Source organism: Pseudoalteromonas shioyasakiensis, from assembly GCF_024518675.1.
Taxonomy (GTDB): Bacteria; Pseudomonadota; Gammaproteobacteria; order Enterobacterales; family Alteromonadaceae; genus Pseudoalteromonas; species Pseudoalteromonas shioyasakiensis_B.
Genome location: NZ_JANIGL010000003.1, coordinates 106,135 through 128,324 on the forward strand (window position 1 = coordinate 106,135; position 22,190 = coordinate 128,324).

Consider the following 22,190-nt stretch of genomic DNA (forward strand, 5'->3'; position numbering starts at 1 on the left):
AAGCTGGGTGAGAGCGAACTCCCACCCATGGTTATAAAAGAGGGGTTATTCAAGACCTACTTTTACCCAACCTGCTGTCCAGTCAGTTTGTGCGTCCATTGCACCTATGTAATCAACTTCGTCAAAGAAGCTGTTTAAGCTTGATGAGTCAAAACCTTGCCCAAGTAATGCAGAGTCTGAAGTTGGCATGTAGCCATTCTCGCTTAAACCTAGCATAGCTGCTTCCATTACAGAGTTACCATCTTGAGCTGTAAACCAAGCCTGTGCAGTATCACCATTAATTGTTTGCTCTGTGAAATTGTTTTCAGCAGAACATGCAACTACAGAGTTAGTAATAGACAACTTACCGTCTTCTGCGTGAGGCACAGAGTCTGAACCTATACGTAAACAGTTACTGTAGCTATCAGGGCCTGTAACAACTAAGTTTTTAATAATACCTGCAGTACCTGCACGTAAGCGCACGCCATTTACATCAGCAGCACCAATAATGGTTACATTTGAAATTGTTGGCATTGTTAGTGGTGAAGCTTCTGAATCAAATTCAGAGTTATCAGCTTCGATTGCATTATCACCATTTGTTGAACCTTGTTTGATAAGTACATATTGAGCATTACCAGTCCAACCAAATGACCAATCAAGTGAATCGTCACCGATATTAGTTAATACCAAGTGGCTGATACTTGCTGTACCACCAAAGAACTCAACGCCGTCATCAAGATTTTCATGAACGTGGATGTAATCAAGCTCTGTTTGGCTACCTACACCCGCAATAGTGATACCGTTAAGCTCATCACCATTACCTAGTGTTTTACCTGCTTGTTTTACAACAACGTATTTTAATGTACCTGAATTATCTTCTGGGTCTGTACCACCGAATAAACCTGCATCACCTTCAGCCGGAACACCACAGTTTGCAAGCTCATCAGCAGTTGTTTCACCTTCTTGGTCGCCACATGAGTTAGCTGGTGCATTACCTAGTAATACTAAACCACCCCATTGACCAATATCGGTTTCAGCGCCCGTCATATCTTGTATAGACGTCATAGTGATTGGCTGAGTTGCAGAACCAACAGCTTCAATTTTAGAACCACGACGAACCACTAAGAAGTCATCACCTGACTCACCAATTAAAGTTGTACCAAACTGAACATAAAGAGTTGCGCTATCAGTGCGGTCACCACCTACAGCAGTACGGCCTTTCAAAATCCAGTGAGCGTCATTAGTAAGCGTTACATCTGAAGTAAACACAACATCTTGTGTTAATTGGTAAACAGGTTTATCAGTAATTTGTGGGAAGCTTGCAGAAACATCTGTAGCAAGGTTCTGAGCTAGCGCGTTTTCGATATCTGTTGGGAAGTTAGGCGTTACAGCAACGGTCCAACCGTCCATCCAGTTATTGTCTCCGTCGAATGCACCAATGTAATCAGTCTTGGTAAAGAATCCATCCAACTCTGAAGCATCAGCACCAGCACCTAACAGAGGTGAACCTGACTTAGGTGTGAAGCCGTCAGTCGCTAAGTTTAAGTTTGCAGATGTGAGTGTTTGGTTACCTGCTTGTCCTTCGAACCAAGACTGTACATTGCCTGAGCCGATTGCTTCATCACCAAAGTTATTATCAGCGTTACATGCAACTACTGAGTTTTCAATTGATAACTCACCAGACTCTGCATTAGCAACTGAATCAGAACCTACGCGTAAACAATTTTGATAACCATCTGGGCCTGTGATAACAACATTACGAAGAATACCCGCAGTACCAGCACGTAGACGAATACCATTTACGCCATCAGCACCAACAACGGTAACATTAGAAATAAGTGGTTTTGTAAGCGGTGTCGCATTTGAATCAAATTCAGAGTTATCTGCTTCAAATGCATTGTCGCCGCCTACTGAACTTTGTTGGATGTAAACATTTTGTGCACGGCCTGTCCAACCGAATGACCAATCAAACGAGTCATCACCAATGTCAGTTAATACAACATTACGAACATTAACAGTACCACCAAAGAATTCGATACCGTCATCTAAGTTTTGGTGAACCTGGATATACTCAACTTTTGTTTTAGAACCAACACCACCGAATGAAATGCCGTTTAGTTCATCACCATTACCTAGTGTTTTACCAGCGTGTTTTACAACAACATAGCGAACAACACCTGAGTTATCTTCTGGGTCTGTACCACCAAATAAGCCTGCATCACCTTCAGCCGGAACGCCACAGTTAGCAAGCTCATCAGCGGTAGTTTCACCTTCTTGGTCACCACAAGAGTTTGCTGGTGCATTACCTAAAAGAACTAAACCACCCCATTGACCTATGCCTGTTTCAGCACCTGTCATATCTTGGATTGAAGTCATTGTAATTGGTGCAGTTGCATTACCATTTGCATTAATTTGAGAGCCACGACGAACAACTAAGAAGTCATCACCTGTCTCACCAATTAATGTAGTACCTGCTTGAATATAAAGTGTTGCACTATTTTCACGGTCACCACCAACTGCGGTACGACCATTTAAGATCCAGTGTACATCGTTTGTTAATGTTGCATCAGCAGTGAATTCAGTATCTTCGGTTAAGCGGTATACAGGTTTATCAGTAATTTGTGGGAACTCACTTGATACATCCGTTGCAAAACCTTGAGCTTGTGCGTTCTCAATATCAGTTGGGAAACCACCGTTAATCGCAACTGTCCAACCTTCCATCCAGTTAGTCGTGCCATCAAATGCACCGACTTGACCATTTGCCAACAATGGTGAGCCAGCTAATGGCATATAACCATTGTCATCAAGCATTAAATCAGCAGGTGTTAATGTTTGGTTTGCGTCTTGCCCTTCAAACCACGCTTGAACAGTACCGCCATTAATTGTCTCGCTGCCAAAGTTGTTAGCAGGTGTTTGACATGCAACGATAGAGTTGGTGATAGTTAAAGAACCATCTTCAGCACGAGGCACAGAATCAGAGCCAACACGCAAACAGTTTTCATAAGTTGCAGGACCTGTTACAAAAACATTCTTAAGAACACCAGCTGTACCCGCACGAAGACGAATACCGTTATTCGCATCGGCGCCAACAATGGTTACATTTTCGATAGTTGGCATAGTAAGCGGTGACGCTTGTGAATCAAACTCTGAGTTATCAGCTTCGATTGCATTATCACCCACATTTGCTGCTTGTTGGATGTAAACATTAGTTGCTTTACCTGTCCAACCAAATGACCAATCAAGTGAATCATCACCAATGCTAGTTAGTACCACATTGCTAACACTTACTGAACCACCAAAAAACTCAATACCATCATCTAAGTTTTCGTGTACTTGGATATAATCTACCGTTGTTTCAGAACCAACACCTGCGAATGTAATACCATTTAATTCATCACCATTACCTAGTGTCTTACCAGCTTGCTTAACTAAAACATACTTTAAAGTACCTGAGTTATCGGTTGCATCTTCACCACCGAACAAGCCAGCATCACCTTCAGCTGGAACACCACAATTTGCAAGTTCGTCAGCTGTCGTTTCACCTTCCTGATCACCACAAGAGTTAGCTGGTGCATTACCAAGTAATACTAAACCACCCCATTGACCAATTGCAGTTTCGCCACCAGTTACATCTTGAATTGATGTCATTGTAATAGGTTGAGATACTGTACCCACAGATTCAATTTGTGAACCACGACGAACAACTAAGAAGTCATCACCTGATTCACCAATTAATGTAGTACCCTGTTGTATGTATAGAACTGCATTGTCAGCACGATCGTTACCAACAGCTGTTCTGCCTTGTAAGATCCAGTGAGCATCATTTGTTAAACTAGCATCAACTGTAAATACAGTATCAGCAGCTAGTTTATAAACAGGTTTATCTGTTATTTCAGGGTATGAGCTTGAAACATCCGTAGCTAAACCTTGAGTGAAAGCATTTTCGATATCAGTTGGGAAGCCAGTTGTTGCATTTTGTGAATCATCACGGCTTGAATCATCCCCGCCATTATCTCCACCATTGTCGCCACCATTTTCATAATTATTATTAATAGTGTCGCCTTCATTCACAGTTGTATTAGTATCGCCTTCTTTAACGACTAAATCACCACCACAACCTGCTAAAGAAACTGCTGCTGCTACTAAACTAACTTTAAATAAGTCAGATAATTTCATTGTTCACTCCGTTAAGATATTTAATATTTAATTATTTTGTTAGCGCATTAAGTTAAAACTCAAGTCACTTTAAAACACGTTAAACATGTTCTAAGGTCACTTGAGTTTTTCAACGGTGTCTACCTTACGGCAGCTATATGACAAACGGGTTACACTTTCATAAACATAAAATGACAATAATTAGTTATCTAATAACAATAAGTTAGAAATTTAAAACGAAAAAAACCGCCCGAAGGCGGTTTTGGTGTTGCGATTATAAACTGGGAGTTACTAACGAATTATTAGCAACTAAAGTAAAGCTGTACGTAATGTTTCAGCATGTACTTTTTCATTCTTCACATACTTGATCCATTGCTCAGCTAAACGTTGCGATTTTTTATGTTTTTCAGCTTGTTCAAACGCTAAAATTGACGCATCAAAATTCTTTAAATTATATTGCGCCATACCTAAAGCAACGTACACGTTAGATTCAAAATCCAAGCCGCCTTTATCAAGGGCAGCACGGGCAGCATCGGCTGCTTCTTCATAATTTTGGGTATTAATGAGTACTTCAGCTAAGCGTTGATCATATTTACCATGCGATGATAAATCAGCGGCTTTGGCAAAATATTGCACCGATTTATCATCTTCTTTGGCTTGCACCATAGCCTCTGCAATAAATGCATAGTTTTTAGCTGTTTTTTCAGCAACGCCTGAATCCATTGCCTGCTTCATTACATCGGCTGCTTTATAAGATAAGCCGTTATACATATAAACTTGGGCAAGCTGGGTCAACTCAGATTTTGATTTTAAAAAGCCTTGCTGATAAGCCGCTTCTAACACCGCTAACTGTTTTTTCTCAGCGCCAGTTTCACCATACATGCCACCCAACTGCACCCAGTATTCAAGCTTATTGTAAAGTTTTACCATGCGCTCAAGTACATCAACAACTTTCTGTGGTTGATTTAGCGAGTAATACATAGCACGTTGTAATACTAACCAATTTTCTTTTGGCTCTTTGCCTTCACTATCTGCTTGAGCAATAGCCATATTAATACTATCTATACCTTTACTGTAGTCTTTCATTTGGTAATAAGCTTGCGCTTTTAACACATGATAAGCATCAGTTTTAGGCTTAGTATTAATTTTGTCCCAATCATTTAAAAATGAGATAACTTTATCGTAATCACCATTAGCCATTGCTAATTGCGCCAAACTAAACGTGGTACTTAAACGTAAACTCTCAGGAATTGCCTCAGCATTGACCACCTTTTCAAATGAAGCAATTGCTTTTGGTAGATCGTTTTCGTTGTAGTAAATAAAGCCATAAAAGTTATACATCATGGCAATTTCATATTCGTTCATGCTTGATGAACGCTCTTTAATGCTATCAAGGGCTTCAAGCCCTCCTTTTGCATCGCCGTCGTCTGCAAGCTTTTGTGCACGCGCTAATTGGCTGTAAACTTTCTCACGCAATGCAGGAACTCGTTTAGTTTTTTGCTCTTGCGCATGAGCCGTGGCAATGCTCACGCCAGGAAACAAACTAACAATACTCGGTAGCGCAATACTACTGGTAAATGCTGTGGCACAAATAAGTGCAATTTTTAATGGTTTCATAATCGCCTCGCTTCTCTATCCGTTTATTAAGTACTCTTAATGCAGTACTAACCGTTAATTTGGAAAGAAATTTTGTTCTGTACACCCGCTACTTCAACAGCTTCGCCATTGACTACGCGTGGTTTGTATTTAAATTTAAGTGCCGCATCCATCGCTGCACGGTCAAATAATGACTCTGGCTCTGCCCTAACAACAACAGGGTCACGTACTGTGCCTTGCTTTGTTACTGTAAATTCAACAATTACATAGCCTTCAATACCGCGAGAAAGTGCTCTACGTGGGTAGACAGGTGCAACTTTAACTATAGGTAAATATTCACCATCACTTGACTCTAATGCTAAGCCACCAGAGAGATTGACATCGGCCTCTACATTGGCGCCAAAATCAAAGTTTGATGCACTCGCATTTGGATCACTACTTTGCATTTGCGGTGAATCCATAGGCGGAGGCGGCTCTTTTGGTTTAGGTGGCTTTTGTGGTTTACGTTCTTTCTTTTGCACCGTTTCTTCTTTTTTAAGACGAACAAAGTCAAGTACGTTGCCTTTTACTGGCTCACTCATTGCCCCTTCACCGCCAGTTATTAACGCTTGCATACCTAAAAAAAGTAGAAACGTAACAACACCGGCAATTACTAATGCAACTAAATATCGCAACATATCAGTTCCTTAAGATGCTTCTTGAGCAGCAATTGAAACGTCAAACGCACCTGCAGCACGTGATGCATCCATCACTTTAATTAACACTTCTGTGGTGGCTTTTTTATCCGCTTGGATAACAACGCTACCTTGAGGGTTTTCTGCTTTTAAGCGTTCAATGTTAGCTTGTACTGCACGTTCATCGACTTTACGTTTGTTGATCCAAATCTCACCAGTATCAGAAATCGCAACTAAGATATTCGCACGTTCTTTTTTAACGGCTGTTGCAGCTTCAGGGCGATTCACATCAATACCTGCTTCTTTAACAAAAGAGGCTGTTACAATGAAGAAGATAAGCATGATGAATACAACGTCTAACATTGGTGTCATGTTAATTTCTTCTGCTTCGTCTTCTTGTAATAAATTACCTAATGGGGCTCTCATCGTTTACTCCTTGGTAAAGCAGCCTGTTGACTGCTTTACAAAATTTTCTATTAGTGGTCTAAAACCATATTATCTTCAAGTAGCTCTACTTCACGCTTGGCACGGCGTTGTAAAAATGTAGAAGCAAATACACCAGATAGCGCACCAACCATTCCCGCCATTGTTGGGATAGTGGCTTTAGATACACCTGATGCCATTGAACGTGCACTACCAGTGCCTGTGACTGCCATTACATCAAATACTTCTATCATCCCCGTTACTGTGCCTAATAAGCCAAGTAGTGGACAAAGTGCAACCATAACGTTGATTAACGCTAAGTTTGTATTAAGTTGCATACCAGCACGTGAAATCATAGCTTGACGTATTTGCTCTGCATTCCAGCTATTACGCTCTGGGCGATTGCGCCAAGTTGCTTTCACATCACGCTTGTATTGCTTATACCCTTTGAAGAAAAATATAAATCGCTCGAGTATCAATAACCACATCGCGAAGATTAACACTCCGATGACCAAGAGGACTTGGCCACCAGTGTCGAGAAAATCACGGATAGCATTGATTGAATCAATCAATAGCACCATGGTTTATGCTCCTTTCTCGCTACGTTCAGCGATAATACCTGCGCTTTGCTCTTGGATAATTAACAAGATGTTTTTAGCGCGAGTGTTAAGCAAGGTGTATAAAAATACAGTTGGAATTGCCACAACCAGACCAAGTACAGTTGTTACAAGTGCTTGAGAGATACCACCAGCCATTAGTTTCGGGTCACCTGTACCAAACAAGGTAATAGCTTGGAAGGTGTTGATCATACCGGTTACAGTACCAAGTAGACCAAGTAGCGGTGCAACTACTGAGATAATTTTGATAAGTGTTAAGTTACGTGTAATTTTAGGCATTTCACGTAAAATCGCTTCGCTTAACTTAAGCTCTAATGTGTCATACGCAACATCTGGGTATTGGTCTTTAACTTTCATTACACGACCAAGTGGGTTGTCATCACGAGCAACACTATCTTTAAGCTGACGACGTACTTTGCCACCAATCAACATAAGCGATAAGAAACGCTCAATTGCAATAAGTAGTGCGATAACACCAACACCTAAAATCACATAGCCAACTGTTCCACCTTGGTGAACACGCTCTTCAGTGTCAGGCGCTTGTACTAATAAACCAAGGATTGAACCACCTGTTGGGTCAAGTGCAAACTGTACGACACCAGAGTCTGTATTTTGTAACTCTTCTGCAGTTGCTGTAAAACGCGCTACAGGCTGGCGAGTTAACTGGCTAATTGTATTTGTTGCCGCGTTATACTCTAAGTATTTACCGTTAGAGATAAGGTTAAATGCACCAACACGAACCACTTCTTGTTGTGCTTTTGCGCCGCCTTCTACGATTACGTCAGTATTAAAACGAGTAACTTTACCTTGCTCTGTCATTTCGCGTTGAAGTTCGTACCACACTTTTTCGATATCTTCGATTGACGCTAGGTTTGAGGTTGAGCCCATTTTTACTGCCAGCTCATCCATAAACTTACTACGGTCTTGAATCTGTGCTGATACTACAGATGTCATAAATTTATTGCTTGAGTCACCTGCAACTTGCTGCAGTACACCAAACAGTTCTTTTAATGAACCCATACGGTTAGATAAAGTGTCTGTTAAATTTGCTAACTTAACTTCGTTCTCTTCAAACTGAGTTTCAAGACGTTCAGACTCAGCAAGCATTTGGTTACGTTTAGCTTGCGTATCTTTAAGCATTTGCACTTGCTCGTTTTGACGCGATTTAAACTCTTGTTCACGTTGCTGATTTTGTGCTGATTGTGCAGATTTACCTTGCTCTAATGTTTTAAGTAAGGCATCTAAATCCATTGGTTCTGCTGCCATGCTTGTTGCAGCAAAGCCTAGGCCTGTTGCTAACGCGGCCATTTTTGTCATTTTGGTTAATAATTTCATTGTCATAAACCTCTTATTCAGCCGCGTGTACTGGTAGTGTTAACATATCTGGGGCAAGTTGCTTACGAGCAATGCGTAAGCCTTTACTGATTTGGCTAATCGTTGAGTCATGTAGCGCAACAAAAGACTTTGTTTTTTGATCCCAGCTACCCGCTTTTTTGCCATCGCGAGTTAAATAGATAAGCTCTAAACGACCGATGCGAAGAAAATCAACTTCACGCTCTTGGCCTTCTACACTCAATAATGCTGTGTAAGCTTCAATCGTGCGACCGTAATCAACTTCCACTTGGTATGCTTCTAGTAAACGGCGGAATTTTTCACTTGAATTGATATCAGCACGATCCATCATTTCTTTTAAAGAAGTAATACGTTTTGCACGTTCTTCTTTTAAGAAAGGCACATCAAGGGCAACGAATTGCTCAAGGCCTGTGATCATACGAATCATTAATGGGGTAATTTGACGCTCAATAACCGATACTTTATCCATAGAAGCGTTTAAGTCTTCCATTTCTGTTAGTTGGTTATTAAGTTGCTTTGTTAACTGGGCGTTGTATACAGCTAGGCCGTCAATTTCTTTATTTAGGGCTGTGAACTGTTGCAGACGTCCTTGCATTGAATCTGCAATCTTGTCTATTTTTGTTTGTGATTGCGCAGCTGATTGGTTTATTTCACTGCTTTTGTCGATTACCTTATCTAGTTCATTTGCATGTACTGTTGCAGTTGCTGCTACAATACCTGCTAGAATCAATGGTTTAACGCCTTTCATCGCATACACCTTACTCGTTAATTACAATTGGTTTGTTTTAATGAGCGAGATTCTATAGCTTAAAAATGACAACAGTGTTGCGCGAAAAAGTCTTTTTTATGACAGCCGTAACAAAAGTAACGCATTGACAAGTAAGAAAAGTGTTTTAAAGCCTTTTGTATTAACAAGATTGTTAGGCAATAACGAGGAGTTAACGTTAGCTAACTATTTCAAACATATTTTAGTGCTATAAATAAAAAATAAAAAAAGTTTCATAGCTATAAAGTTGCATAGCTATTTAACATTGCAAATTAATATATCACTTCATACCTTTTATTGTGCCAAGCTAAGTTACTTTAAAATAGAAACTTTTTGTACCTATATAAATTTCAACAAGATGAAAATACTGCATCTTGTTTACATAAAAATTCATATATATTGCTTTTTTTGCACAATTAGAGCGTTTATACTTTGTGCACCACTTTTGCTAATGCACATTAGCACCCTAATTTTATCCAATATTGTGAGGACATGTATGTCAGCCCCTTCTATGACAAATGAACAAATTAGTCAGTTAGCCAACATTTTATCTACCGCTCGTAAAGACAATAAAATATTAGATACATTTCCAGGCCCAATTCCAAGTACTCTAGAAGAAGCTTATACCGTTCAAAATGGTTCAATTGACGCATCATCAGACGCAATTGTTGGTTGGAAAGTGGGTATGGTACCACCGGAACTAAGAGCACAATACGGTGAAGAGCGAATTTTAGGTCCTGTGTTTAAAAACATCTATGTTGATTTAAATGAACAACAAGCCTCAGGTGAAGAGTTTAAGTTACCTGTTTATGCCGGTGGTTTTATTGCTATCGAGGCAGAGCTTGTAATTGAAACAAACCAGGATATTTTACCTGGAACGATTAATACCGCAGAAGGTGTTGAGCACCTTGTAAAGAATGTATATGCAGGTATTGAAATTGCTAGTAGCCCTGTTATTGATTTAAATAGCTATGGCCCAACCGCAATCATTGCAGATATCGGAAATCAATATGGTTTGATCAAAGGGGCTGTTATTGAAAACTGGCAAGATAAAATCTCTAACATGAACACCAGTGTTAGCATTAATGATGAACTAGTAAACGAAGCACCAACAGATGGCATATTAAATGGCCCGATGGCAGCATTCGCGTTTATGATTGATTGCTGTGCTAAGCGCGGTATAACGCTACCTGCAGGTTCATTGTGTAGCTCAGGTGCGATCACCGGCGTGCATGAAACATTAGTAGGAGCAAAATCTACGGTTAAATTTGGTGACATGTGTACAATGAATTTTGAGTTGGTTGACAATAAATCTCTATAACTTAAGCTGATCACCACAAACAGTTAAGGGCGGTTTTGAAATCCGCCCTTACAATTCCCCACTTTATATACTACTTAATACCGTATTAATTTCTGAGTAAGTTGCCTGCGCATCAGTGTAATTAACTGAAATGGGATACAAATGATTATGTTGTTTAATAACTAATGACGGAAACCCTTGAATAGGTAAACGCCTAATATAGTTTAGCTCTTCTATCAGCTGCTCATTAACCGCTGAACTTACTAGTTGTTGTCTAAACTCTTCAGCACTACAGATACCAAGCTCTTGTGCTAACTGGCAAAGCACATCGTCATCCGAAGGATTTTTTGCCTCTAAATAATAAGCTTGTTGAATAGCTGCTATCATTTGGCTTTCTTTATCACTTGCGCGGGCGATTATCGCCGCTCTACATGCTGGATAGGTTGAACGCCTTGGTTTACATACCCGCCAAAAGTCAAAATTAAACTCAGTGCCTAATTTTGTCGCAATGGTGCACCAAGTCTGTTGGAGCATAGTTTGCATCTGCACTGGCATGTCGGTATCTGAATCTGCTGCAAGTCCTCCAACTTTATAAATAACCTCAATGTCATCATTAAGTAAGGCTTGTAATCTAGACCACGTAGGCGCATAGCCCCAACACCAACTACACATTGGATCATGAATATAAATGAGTTGAGCTTTAGGCTTCATTATTATCCTTTTTAAATGATGAAACCACGCGGTTTCTACCTGAATCTTTTGCTTCATAAAGATGATCATCAGCCATCTTAACTGCTTCGTTAAATTCTTGAATAGTATTTACTTGAGCCACACCAATACTACAAGTTATATCGATTGTTTGCTCTGTAAAAATGACTGGGTGATGCTGTACATAGTGACACAGTTTTTCTGCCACCTTGTGCGCAGCGATTAAGCCTAATTGAGGTAAAATAATCATAAACTCTTCACCGCCATAGCGCACTTTTATATCAGATGAGCGTAGTTGATTCTCTAGTATTTTACTAAACTCAATTAAAACTTGATCACCCACACCATGGCCATAGGTGTCATTAATCGTTTTAAAGTGATCTAAATCAACCAGTAACACTCCCACAGGTAAGTATTGCTCAGGGCGAGATTTTGCCAAAGGAAGAAAATGATTAGTAACAAAACGGCGATTAGCAAGTCCGGTTAATTGGTCTGTGTGTGCATCTTGCTTTTGCAATAAGGTCATTTGGGCAATCGCTAAATGACTTTTATTACGGAAGAATTCGCCAATTAACGTAAACAAAAACACTAATACAAATGCAAAGGTAAAACGAATTTTTTCAGCCTGCTTATAATCAACTTGACCGACATCAGGGCCAAATAACAAGGTACTTGTTAACAGCAGCAGAATAGACACAACCACAAAGCCTAGACGAAAACCCAAAGTAGAAAAAGCTACTATTGGGTAAAACATGAGCCAATAAAGAGCCGTATTTTCTTTACCGCCTGTGTATGCCAGAGCCAAACAAAGTAAACAAATAATACTCATCACAATTAGTGCAACGGTTGTGAGTTTGTTGGTTTTAATAAAATATGCGGCACAGGATAAAAGTGTGATATCAGCTAAAATCATAACCACGGATAAAATCGGATCATAATCCTTATAATTCAACACAACTAATACGGTGATCAGTAACACAGCTATTATGATCATGGTAAAAAATGTGAATGCCCTGCGCTGTTTTTCTGCACTGTAGACATTTTCTATATTGATAATGTTTAACCAGCTCGGTTGGTCTAAAGGATCGGTCATATTTTTAGGGCTCCTTTAAAGTGACAATTACACTTTAAATCGCAGTACCATTTTTTCAAGATCATCAAATTGTAGTTTCAGCTTAGTACATTCTTGCAAGGTTTTATTTAAATTGCTTTGTCCTTGCTGGGATAGTTCACTAATAGTGTGGATATCGTTATCGAGTGATTGTATCACTTGGTTTTGCTCTGTTGTCGCATTCGCCACACTGTGGTTTACATTATCTATTGCGTCAATGGCTTTAGTGACATCAGCCATCTTTTCACCTGCACCGTGGGCTTGTTTCACGCTGTTTTCACTTTCAATTAAACTTGATTTCATTACTGCAACAGCACTTTCAGAGCCTTGCTGTAATTGTGTAACTGTATTTTCAATCTCTTGAGTGGATTGTTGTGTTCGTTGTGCTAACTGCCTTACTTCATCAGCAACCACGGCAAACCCGCGGCCAGCTTCACCAGCACGAGCAGCCTCAATTGCAGCATTTAAAGCCAGCAAATTAGTTTGTTCACTTACACCTTTTATCACCTCTAACACTTGCTCTATACTCGCTGAGTGCTTAGCGACCGCATTGATGGTATGTTGCGCTTGTTCCATATTATCTGAAAGTGAGTTAATAGCAGCAATATTATCATTCAGTGAACTTTGACTTTGCATCGATTGCGAATTTGCTTGTGTTGCCAGGGTTGATGCATGACCGGCACTATTTGAAATTTCAATAGCGCTTGATGATAATTGATTTATTGCTGTTGCTACATTGTCGGTGCGTTTTGTTTGATCGCTATACATAGTAAGGGTTGACTCGGTTTGCTCTACCAAACTTTCAACCGAACGTTCTAACTCAACAGTAGTGGTTTTTACTTGATCTATTGACGTGTGAATTTTATCTATAAAGGCATTAAAGTAGCCTGATAGTTCGCCAAATTCATCATCATTTTCTATTTCCAACCGTCTGGTTAAATCCCCTTCACCTTGCGCAATGTCTTTTATAGCATCATTAAGTCGGTGCATTGGGCGCATTAAGTAGCGCAAAACATATTGCATCATCAGCACTATCGCAGCAATGCCTAAAATCATATACACAGCAGCCATGTTGCGAAAAGACGCTACCGATGAATATGCAATTTCTTTATCAATAACAACTCCTAAATACCAATTAACATTTTTAATCCCTTTGATTTGGGTAAAAGACACTAAATGCTCACTGCCATCGATACTTATTTCAACAAACTCAGGATTAAGTGGCAACTTCTTGGCAAAAAGTTTATCCATGCCCTGATCGTTTAATTTAGTATTAGGGTGGCTGAGAATGCGACCATCACTGTCGAGTAAAAAGCCATAGCCGAAACCTAAAAAATCGATTTCGTTTACTATATTAGTAATTGTTTGCATATCAATGTCTGCACCAGCAACGCCAATAAATTCACCAGCAATGGTGATAGGGGCTACCGCAGAGATTGTTAGTTCATTAGTGGTCACATCTATATAAGGGTTAGTGAATGCTGTAGTGGTTTTATTTTCGACTAATTTATACCATGGTCGAGTGGTGGCATCATAATCAGCTGGTAATACGATAGATTGATCGTTTAAAACAAACCTGCCATCGGGCTTTCCAATATAGGTATTTTTAAAATCCCCTGCCATTTCAGCGGTATTTAACTGACTTAAAGTAAGTGCTTTACTGTCATTCTGTTGATGAGTTTTAGCAATTGCGACAACAATCGCCAGTTTATTGTTTAGCCAGTTAGCAATGTTTTGAGAAACCGACTGAGAACTTTCTTGTAGCACTGAAGAAAGCTGCTGCTGTGTTTGCGATCGCATAGAAACAAAGTTATTGATTGTGAACAACCCGAGTACCAACACCAACACAATTGACGCGGCAATAGTCACTTTAGTAGTGAATTTAAACGAACTAAACATGGCAAGCCTATTTTATTTATTATTTGATAGCACCTTAGTTTTAGCAAAAAAGAGTTAACTTGTCTCATTTAATCGGTATTTGTTACGGTAATATGAACAAAAACTGGTTTTTAGATTGTTTGTTGAGCAAAATGGGCAATCAATAATAAAGCATAGCGTTATTATTATTATAATAAACGCAATTAGTTGGAACGTTCCTACAAATTACTCATACACCTAAGCTTGAATACGTATTCATACCCTATTTATACAAGCTAGGTATATAAAATAGTGAGAGCATTGATAGTAGTAAAACTCTTACACATACACTGTGAGCAACTCAGGAGAGCAACGTAGCTAACGCACTTACATAAAAAAATGCACTTAATAAAATCAAGTGCATTATATTATTGCGATATTGTGCTAAAGCGTGTGTTTACTCGCTAATTTTGGCTTTCCATTTAGACGATAATTTAACAACGTTTAAACCATACCAAGCGATAAAGGCATAGCAGATAGCTGGTACAAAAAAGCTGTCTTGAATATTCACAGTGTCCGCTATAAAACCTTGTAATAGTGGCACTAAAGCTCCCCCGACAATAGCTAAACATAACCAGCCAGAGCCTTTACTTGTCAATGAGCCTAAACCTTCAATCGCAACTGAAAATATAGTTGGGAACATGATTGAATTAAATAAGCCAATCGCTAACACACTGTAAAGTGCAACATTACCTTGCGTAAAAATAGTGACTAACAATAGTGCTATAACAGCGAATGCATTAAACGCTAACGCTTTAGAAGGCGCTATTTTTTGTAATAAAATAGAGCCGATAAAGCGGCCAACCATTGCTCCGCCCCAATAATAGGCAATCAGAGCAGAAGCCGCATGCTCTTCAAGGCCAGCAATATGCGCCTCACCAAAAAAGTTAACTAAAAAACTACCAATAGCGACTTCGCCGCCAACATAACAAAAAATAGCAACTACACCCATAATTAAGTGTGGCGCTTGCGTTAAAGAGTGATCCTTAGCTTTACAATCTTGTTCTTCTTTATGCGCACTAATCTCAGGTAATTTCAAAAATGCAAAAACCACAGCAATAGTTAATAAAGCGCCCGCTAACATTAAATAAGGGACTTTTACTGACTCAGCGCTCGCTGCTCCTGCAGTTAATGAACCTGCCGCACCAAAAAATAAAATACCACCGACATATGGGCCGACTGTTGTACCAAGCGAATTTAATGCTTGAGCTAAGTTTAAACGAGACGATGCGGTTTTTTCTGGGCCAAGGGCTGCAACATAAGGGTTAGCAGACACTTGAAGAACAGTAATACCACCAGCAAGTACAAATAATGCAGTTAGAAATAACCAGTACTCGTGTACAACTACCGCTGGATAGAATAATAAACACCCTATTGAAGCCACAATTAAGCCTGTTAGGACTCCATTTTTATAGCCAAATTTATTGACTAGAACCCCGGCAGGTAAAGAAACAATAAAGTAAGCACCAAAAAAGCAAAACTGTACCAACATGGCTTCAGTGTAACTTAAATCAAATACCCCTTTTAAGCGGGGAATTAATACGTCGTTTAATACGGTAATAAAACCCCATAGAAAAAATAGGGTTGTCATCGCCGTTAATGCTGGCAAGTAGTTTTTATTTTGTTGCGCATCATTGGTGGCAAAGCTTTGGTTTGTATTTATTTCACTCACGTGATTTTCACTCCATTAACAAGTTATGAATGATTCTACACACTGAGCAAATAAGATCACAAACTTTTAATTGGAACGTTCTTAAACATAAGTATGAAATTATCGTAATTTCAACGGTCAAATTAATAATGTGAATTCGTTAAACTATAAAATGATGCCTGAACATAATCGTTAGGATCGCCTGTATTATTTTGATTATAAACACCCGCTTTAAAATACATATATTGGTCATCCCCAGTATGGTAGCCACTATTGCTCATATCTACTCGTTGAGAAACATCTGCTTTGCCTTCGCGCATAATAGTGACCAATAAGGTGTTTCCTGTCACTTTTATCGAGTAAGTAAAGGTTTCACCCAGTGCTATGCCATCAACAGGGTCCACTGCTGTGCTACTACTTGAACCAATCATGTTATAAAGCTGGTCACTTCCACCATTAGGCTCATGTGCTAAATAAATCGAGCCTTTACTGTTGTCTTTTAATTTACGGTAGTAAAGACGCGCTGGTTCATCATCTTTTGCATGAATTTGCCCGATAATTACCCGCCCGACCTGTGAGCTATCCCCTGTCGTTGTCACATGATCAACTTTCAATGTCGCAATTAATTCACCGTCAATACCACCAGCAGCTTCTTTATCATCTGATGAGTAGGTTGAAAACACCCAGTTGTTTTTATTCACTCCTTGCGTGCGGATACTGGTATCTCCAGCTCGTAACATTTCGCGTAATTCACTTCGACTATAGCTGGTATTAGCGGATGTTTTAGGCGCATCAATTGCCACTTTAAACACCATGGCACCATCATCAGCAGTATAAAACCATTGAGGATGTTGGTAGCCCGCAGCAAGCTCACGTTCTGATATAGAATCTGATTTACCATCACCATTTTCATCAATAGGTACCCCTAAGTACCAATCTGATAGATCAAAATTAGCTGCTGGCGCTAAACTTGAATCTAACTGTGCTAATTGACCCCTCGTTTTTGCCAACTCCAACCAGTTAAGTTCAAAGTCACCATCAGAAAATGCCAGTTTTAGCGTGTGCTGACCACTCGTTAAGTAGCCTAAATTAATCGTTTTAGTTTCCCACTGCACTGTAGCAGGTACGGTAAACATCGCTTTTTCGAAACCATCTATAAAAAACGCAATTGCGCCGCCCCCATTACCCGAAGCGATGCGTAAATCAGCAGTATATTCACCACTGCTACCAACATTAATAGCATACTCTAACCACTCAGTATCCGTTACTAAGTCAATATGATAATCTCCCGACACATCAGAAGTTTGAACAATATCGACATCATCTGTGCGATATTCGCCCCCTTGATTCCCAGATGTTGAATCATAAGCAGAACTGTAATCCTCAGCTTCAATTCGAGCAGGAGTCATATCAGAACCCTGCTCTGATTGGGCGGTAAATTTCACTGCAGATACAGGCTTTGACTGATCATTACTAGTATCTAAGCCGACAATTCTAAAGTACCGAGCTGTTACCTTGTCAGCTAAATTAAATGTTTCAAACTCAGTGCTGTTAACTGCACTGACAGTATCTAGTTGAGTAGTCCAAGTTTGGTTATCGTTGGATGAGTCAAGCGTAAAATGGTTTGAACGCTGGTTACCGTTATTAAATGCAATGTGAACCGCATTTATAGTTACCGGCGAAGAAAAATCAAAGAACTCCCATTGACTGCCCTCATCAGTAACATCTGAGCTGTTATCAACAGGCTCAACAACAGCGCTTGATACCGGTGTACTCGTTGAGGTTGACGAGCCACAACCACTGAGTCCAAATATCAACAAACAACTAACGAGAGTACAGTAGCAAAGTAGTGTGATTTTCATCATCACCCCCCCTTTAAATTTATTATTGTGTGTGGTTACCAAAAAAGAAAACCGATTACATAAATTGGTTAACCTATTACTCACTAAAACTCTAACACATTAGTTTTAATTAACTAACAATTTTATAACTCTTTACAAACAAAAACTTACCCCTTTTGACTTTTTGTATTTTTCTAGCTTAATAACAAAGAGTTAATAACAACTGGCTATTCGGCAATCCTGAATAACATCAAAATAAAAGCTTACCACAAGACATTACCAATTTATTTTTTGTCATATTGCAAACATTACAGCAAAAAATAAAAATCAAACTATACTCAATTTAGGCAGCAGATAAACGCACAAGGACTGAAAATGAAGAAAACTCTCCCCTTCTTACTAACAACACTTTGTTACTTTGTTAGTACACAGGCTTACGCTGAATCATGGGATTTTAAAATTGAGCCTTATCTCATGTTTACCAGTATCGATGGGGACACATCAATTGGCACTGTAGATACCCCACTTGCAGTGGATTTCGACACCATTTTGAATAATCTAGACAGTGGTTTCATGCTCAGAGGTGAGGCTTTTAATCAAAGCAACTGGGGGCTACTATTTGATTGGGCTTACATGGATTTAAGTAAATCAAAGTCACAACCCGTGCTGGGTGTATTAGACGCTAGAGTCAGGCAAGGTGTGTTGGAAGTCGCTGTTGCCCATAAACAATCAAGCCCTAGTGTAGGTAATTGGGTGAACTATATTGGTTTACGCCGATGGGACAATACCTATCAATTTACCCTTGAGCCTAACAGGCTACCCTCAAGCTCTATAATCGATAGAGATGAAGACTGGATTGATATTATATTAGGCTACAAAATTGATAGACAGTTTGCAGAAAACTGGTTATTTACCTCATCCGGTGATATTGGCGGGTTTGGCCTCGCTGCCAAGCTAACAGGAAGCTTAAAATTGGGCGTGAGCTACAAGTTCAGTGAACACTGGGATGTATCTGCTTTATATAAAGGCACTTATGTTGATTACAGCACTGGCGATAAGGCAGATAAAAGTCACTTTGAATATAAAACAATCACGCATGGACCAATTATTAGTGCATCGTACCAGTTTTAATGTTTGAGGTTAATGATTTAGGTTTTTGCCCATTTCATTTTATTGTTGGTATCGCGGCTTTGTTTAATAGTCGCGTCTGAACTTTCAACCCCGCCTATTTTGGCTAGTCGATCGTACAACACGACATTACAGGTTGCCGCTAGATTCATACAACCAATTGTAGGGATATAAACAACTTCATCACACCAATTTAGTACTTCTTTGCTAATTGAGCCATCTTCAGGGCCAAAAATATAAAAAGCGTTTTCTGGGTGAGTAAACTCAGGTAAAGGTGTGGCGCCTTCAATAAGTTCAATCACAACCGCTTTAGCCCCCTCAGGCTTTGCTTGCTTAAGATCGTCAACAGAAGTCAGTGGAATGCGTTCAATCACATTTTTTGTATCTGTATGAAACTTTTTTGCGTTTAAATAACGCGTACCGGTAAAAAACACATGCTTGGCGTTATAACAACCTGCAGCACGTAAAACACCGCCTACATTGGTTGGGCTTTTTGGGTTTATTAAGCCTATTGTCGCGACTAAGTCAGTCATTAATCAGCGTCCTGTGTTGGCCAATAAGCCACGTATAAATCAAAATCGTCTAGCTCTACGTCACAATCTTTAACGGTTTTATCTCGCACTGAAATATCAAGATCATGCATAAGTTGTTTGCTGCCACCATTGTTTAATGGATGCCAAGATGCCAGCCCTCGCCCTTCGTGTAAGCGACGGTAACTACAGCTTTGTGGCATAAAAAAGATGCTATCGAGGTTTTCTTTGGTCAATTTTACACATGATGGCACTAACACTTGGCGGTTTTCATATTCACTGCATCCACACGTTTGATTATCAAGGTATTGGCATACAATGTTAGTGAAAATAAGCTCTTCACCTTCACGCAGTTGATCTGTTGCTGTAAATTCGTCTTCATCTTCACTGTCAATAAATGTGTTTAAACAGCATTTACCACAGCCATCACAAATGGCTTCCCATTCAGGTTGTGACATTTGCTCAAGCGATTTTTTAAGCCAAAATTGATTGTCTAACATGTTAATACTCAGCGCCCCTAAGAGCGCGCATTCTACCGCAAACAGCCAATGTGCGCAAAGCAACTCACGTTACGCACCAGGCTGTTGCACTAGATTCGCGCTAAAGGTTATTTTTGTGCTGCAACCCACCTTTTAATTTTAGCTTCTAAAATAGGCATTGGCAGTGCACCGTCAACTAATATTTGAGTGTGAAACTCTTTAATATCAAATTTATTACCCAATGCTTTTTTACAGTAATCGCGTAACTCTTGGATTTTAAACTGCCCTAACTTATAAGAAAGCGCCTGTCCTGGCCAAGCAATGTAACGTTCTACTTCTGCTGTAACATCACTTAACGCCATTGAAGAATTAGCTAGCATATAGTCAATGCCTTGCTGACGCGTCCAGCCTTTGGCATGAAAACCGGTATCAAGCACTAAACGCATTGCACGTAATTGCTCGTCCGCTAAACGGCCATACCACATATAGGGGTCGGTAAATAAGCCAAGCTCTTTACCCAAGCTTTCAGCATACAGTGCCCACCCTTCGGCAAAAACGGTATAGCCACCAAACTTACGAAATAATGGAAGTCCTTCTATTTCTTGTTGTAAGGCTATTTGAAAATGATGCCCAGGTGCTGCTTCGTGAATTGACAGTGTTTCAAGTAAGAACTTAGGCTGCGCTTTTAAATTAAAGGTATTGATATAAAAAATACCCGGACGAGAACCATCCGGTGCAGGTGCTTGGTATGATGCGCCAGCAGCCGACTCAGCCCGATACGCTTCAACCGCTTTGACAATGTAATCCGCTTTTGGAGCAACATTAAATAACAGTGGCACTTTGGCATCAATTTTAGCCTTTACTTGCTCATAAGCTGCAATAAGTTGCTCAGGCGTATCATAGTAAAACTCATCAGAGCTACGTAAGTGTTGAAAAAACGCCTTTAAATCGCCCTCAAAACCAACGGTTTGTTTAACCTCTTTCATTTGGGTCAAGATGCGTTCAACCTCACCCAAGCCGATTTGGTGGATTTCATCCGCACTTAATTCTAAAGAAGTATGTTTTTTAATTTCATACTCATACCATGCCTTACCATTAGGCAGAGCACTGTAACCTATCGATTCACGGCTACTCGGTATATATTCATTAGCTAAAAACTCACTCATTCTTTGATATGCAGGTACTAAAGTTTGCATGATCATTTGGTTATAGCCTGCACTAATTTCAACACGCTGCTGTTGCGTAAAATCTTCAGGAAAGTTGTCTATCGGCCCCCAAAATAAAGATTCAGAAGCGTTTGAAACAATATGTGCTTGAAACTGCGGGAGTAGCTTTTCAGCTAACGGTTTTGGCAGCACAACACCTTGTTTAATACCTTCTCGCATCATATTTTCAACGCTTTGTAACCAAGCGGTGTATGCATCTGCTCGCTCAATAAATGCAATGTAATCTTGAGCGGTATTAAACGGTTGCGCACTTTTACCAGAGCCAAAACCTGCAAATGTATTGTGCGCACCACTCATTTGATTTATTGGCATTAAATGGCTTGGAAACTGCTGCCCTTGTAAAATTAACGCCAGATCTCGCGCTAGTATTTCATAACTAAGTAGCTCTTGCCCTGTTAAAGAAGATTTATCTATTTGTGCAAGTTGCTGCTGATAACTGAGATAAAAGTCACGCTTTTTAGTAATGTTAGTCTCGTTAATGGGCGCAATAAATTGATTATTATATTCTGCTCGGCCTAAAAATGTGCCGCCTACCGGATTAAATGCAAGTCCTTCATCAAAGTAATTGCTGACTAAAGTATTGAGTTGTTCAGCCGCTGAAATAACATGGTCACTTGGATTACTTGGAGCAGATTCAGCACTTGACGATTGCTGTACCAGCTCTTCCTTACAAGCACTCAGAGATAGTACGATTGCAGTACTTAATAATGCCAGCTTAATTTGTTTCATAATAAAA

At 39.7% G+C, this 22,190-nt stretch carries 17 protein-coding genes; 2 read left to right on the forward strand and 15 right to left on the reverse strand.

What is annotated here, in order from left to right; genetic code table 11:
- Positions 1 to 45: 45 nt before the first annotated feature.
- The 7 genes from NQT69_RS09945 to NQT69_RS09975 form a co-directional block, all read right to left on the reverse strand.
- Positions 46 to 4,155, reverse strand: a complete 4,110-nt coding sequence (locus NQT69_RS09945; RefSeq protein WP_256827523.1) for a hypothetical protein — start codon at positions 4,153 to 4,155, stop codon at positions 46 to 48.
- Positions 4,156 to 4,443: 288 nt separating this feature from the next.
- Complete coding sequence (locus NQT69_RS09950) at positions 4,444 to 5,751, reverse strand: tetratricopeptide repeat protein (protein ID WP_256827524.1); 1,308 nt, start codon at positions 5,749 to 5,751, stop codon at positions 4,444 to 4,446.
- Between the two features lie 47 nt (positions 5,752 to 5,798).
- A complete protein-coding gene (locus NQT69_RS09955) occupies positions 5,799 to 6,404 on the reverse strand; it encodes an energy transducer TonB (protein WP_256828055.1) in 606 nt (201 codons plus the stop codon).
- A gap of 12 nt (positions 6,405 to 6,416) precedes the next feature.
- Entirely contained in the window at positions 6,417 to 6,830 is a 414-nt protein-coding gene (locus tag NQT69_RS09960) for an ExbD/TolR family protein (RefSeq protein WP_016706598.1), read from the reverse strand.
- A 50-nt stretch (positions 6,831 to 6,880) separates the two neighbouring features.
- Entirely contained in the window at positions 6,881 to 7,408 is a 528-nt protein-coding gene (locus NQT69_RS09965; protein ID WP_256827525.1) for a MotA/TolQ/ExbB proton channel family protein, read from the reverse strand.
- Positions 7,409 to 7,411: 3 nt separating this feature from the next.
- Positions 7,412 to 8,779, reverse strand: coding sequence for a MotA/TolQ/ExbB proton channel family protein (locus NQT69_RS09970; protein WP_256827526.1), 1,368 nt, complete (start codon positions 8,777 to 8,779; stop codon positions 7,412 to 7,414).
- A gap of 13 nt (positions 8,780 to 8,792) precedes the next feature.
- A complete protein-coding gene (locus NQT69_RS09975; protein ID WP_256827527.1) occupies positions 8,793 to 9,545 on the reverse strand; it encodes a DUF3450 domain-containing protein in 753 nt (250 codons plus the stop codon).
- A 514-nt stretch (positions 9,546 to 10,059) separates the two neighbouring features.
- Between NQT69_RS09975 and NQT69_RS09980 the strand changes: the two genes are divergently transcribed.
- The gene (locus tag NQT69_RS09980; RefSeq protein ID WP_256827528.1) at positions 10,060 to 10,884 is read left to right on the forward strand and encodes a 2-keto-4-pentenoate hydratase; all 825 of its coding nucleotides are present in this window, start codon (positions 10,060 to 10,062) and stop codon (positions 10,882 to 10,884) included.
- Between the two features lie 63 nt (positions 10,885 to 10,947).
- Here NQT69_RS09980 and NQT69_RS09985 read toward each other — a convergent pair whose 3' ends face one another.
- From NQT69_RS09985 to NQT69_RS10005, 5 genes are all read right to left on the reverse strand, one after another.
- Positions 10,948 to 11,574 carry a DsbA family protein gene (locus NQT69_RS09985; RefSeq protein ID WP_256827529.1) on the reverse strand — a complete coding sequence of 209 codons (627 nt, stop codon included), beginning with the start codon at positions 11,572 to 11,574 and terminating at the stop codon, positions 10,948 to 10,950.
- On the reverse strand, positions 11,564 to 12,664 hold the full coding sequence (locus tag NQT69_RS09990) for a GGDEF domain-containing protein (RefSeq protein ID WP_256827530.1): 1,101 nt from the start codon (positions 12,662 to 12,664) through the stop codon (positions 11,564 to 11,566). The genes NQT69_RS09985 and NQT69_RS09990 overlap by 11 nt, the downstream gene beginning before the upstream one ends.
- 27 nt (positions 12,665 to 12,691) lie before the next feature.
- Positions 12,692 to 14,581 carry a methyl-accepting chemotaxis protein gene (locus tag NQT69_RS09995; RefSeq protein WP_256827531.1) on the reverse strand — a complete coding sequence of 630 codons (1,890 nt, stop codon included), beginning with the start codon at positions 14,579 to 14,581 and terminating at the stop codon, positions 12,692 to 12,694.
- 415 nt (positions 14,582 to 14,996) lie between these two features.
- Entirely contained in the window at positions 14,997 to 16,271 is a 1,275-nt protein-coding gene (locus tag NQT69_RS10000) for a sugar MFS transporter (RefSeq protein ID WP_256827532.1), read from the reverse strand.
- Between the two features lie 122 nt (positions 16,272 to 16,393).
- Entirely contained in the window at positions 16,394 to 18,115 is a 1,722-nt protein-coding gene (locus NQT69_RS10005; RefSeq protein WP_256827533.1) for a polysaccharide lyase family 7 protein, read from the reverse strand.
- Positions 18,116 to 18,466: 351 nt separating this feature from the next.
- Between NQT69_RS10005 and NQT69_RS10010 the strand changes: the two genes are divergently transcribed.
- Positions 18,467 to 19,222 (forward strand): hypothetical protein, encoded by a 756-nt coding sequence (locus NQT69_RS10010; RefSeq protein ID WP_256827534.1) that lies wholly within the window; start codon positions 18,467 to 18,469, stop codon positions 19,220 to 19,222.
- A 17-nt stretch (positions 19,223 to 19,239) separates the two neighbouring features.
- Here NQT69_RS10010 and NQT69_RS10015 read toward each other — a convergent pair whose 3' ends face one another.
- The 3 genes from NQT69_RS10015 to NQT69_RS10025 all read right to left on the reverse strand — a co-directional run bounded on the left by NQT69_RS10015 (position 19,240) and on the right by NQT69_RS10025 (position 22,183).
- Entirely contained in the window at positions 19,240 to 19,752 is a 513-nt protein-coding gene (locus NQT69_RS10015; protein ID WP_256827535.1) for an RNA methyltransferase, read from the reverse strand.
- The gene (locus tag NQT69_RS10020; protein WP_256827536.1) at positions 19,752 to 20,249 is read right to left on the reverse strand and encodes a YcgN family cysteine cluster protein; all 498 of its coding nucleotides are present in this window, start codon (positions 20,247 to 20,249) and stop codon (positions 19,752 to 19,754) included. Before NQT69_RS10020 ends, NQT69_RS10015 begins: the two co-directional genes overlap by 1 nt.
- Before the next feature lie 107 nt (positions 20,250 to 20,356).
- Entirely contained in the window at positions 20,357 to 22,183 is a 1,827-nt protein-coding gene (locus NQT69_RS10025) for a DUF885 domain-containing protein (RefSeq protein ID WP_256827537.1), read from the reverse strand.
- Positions 22,184 to 22,190: the final 7 nt, after the last annotated feature.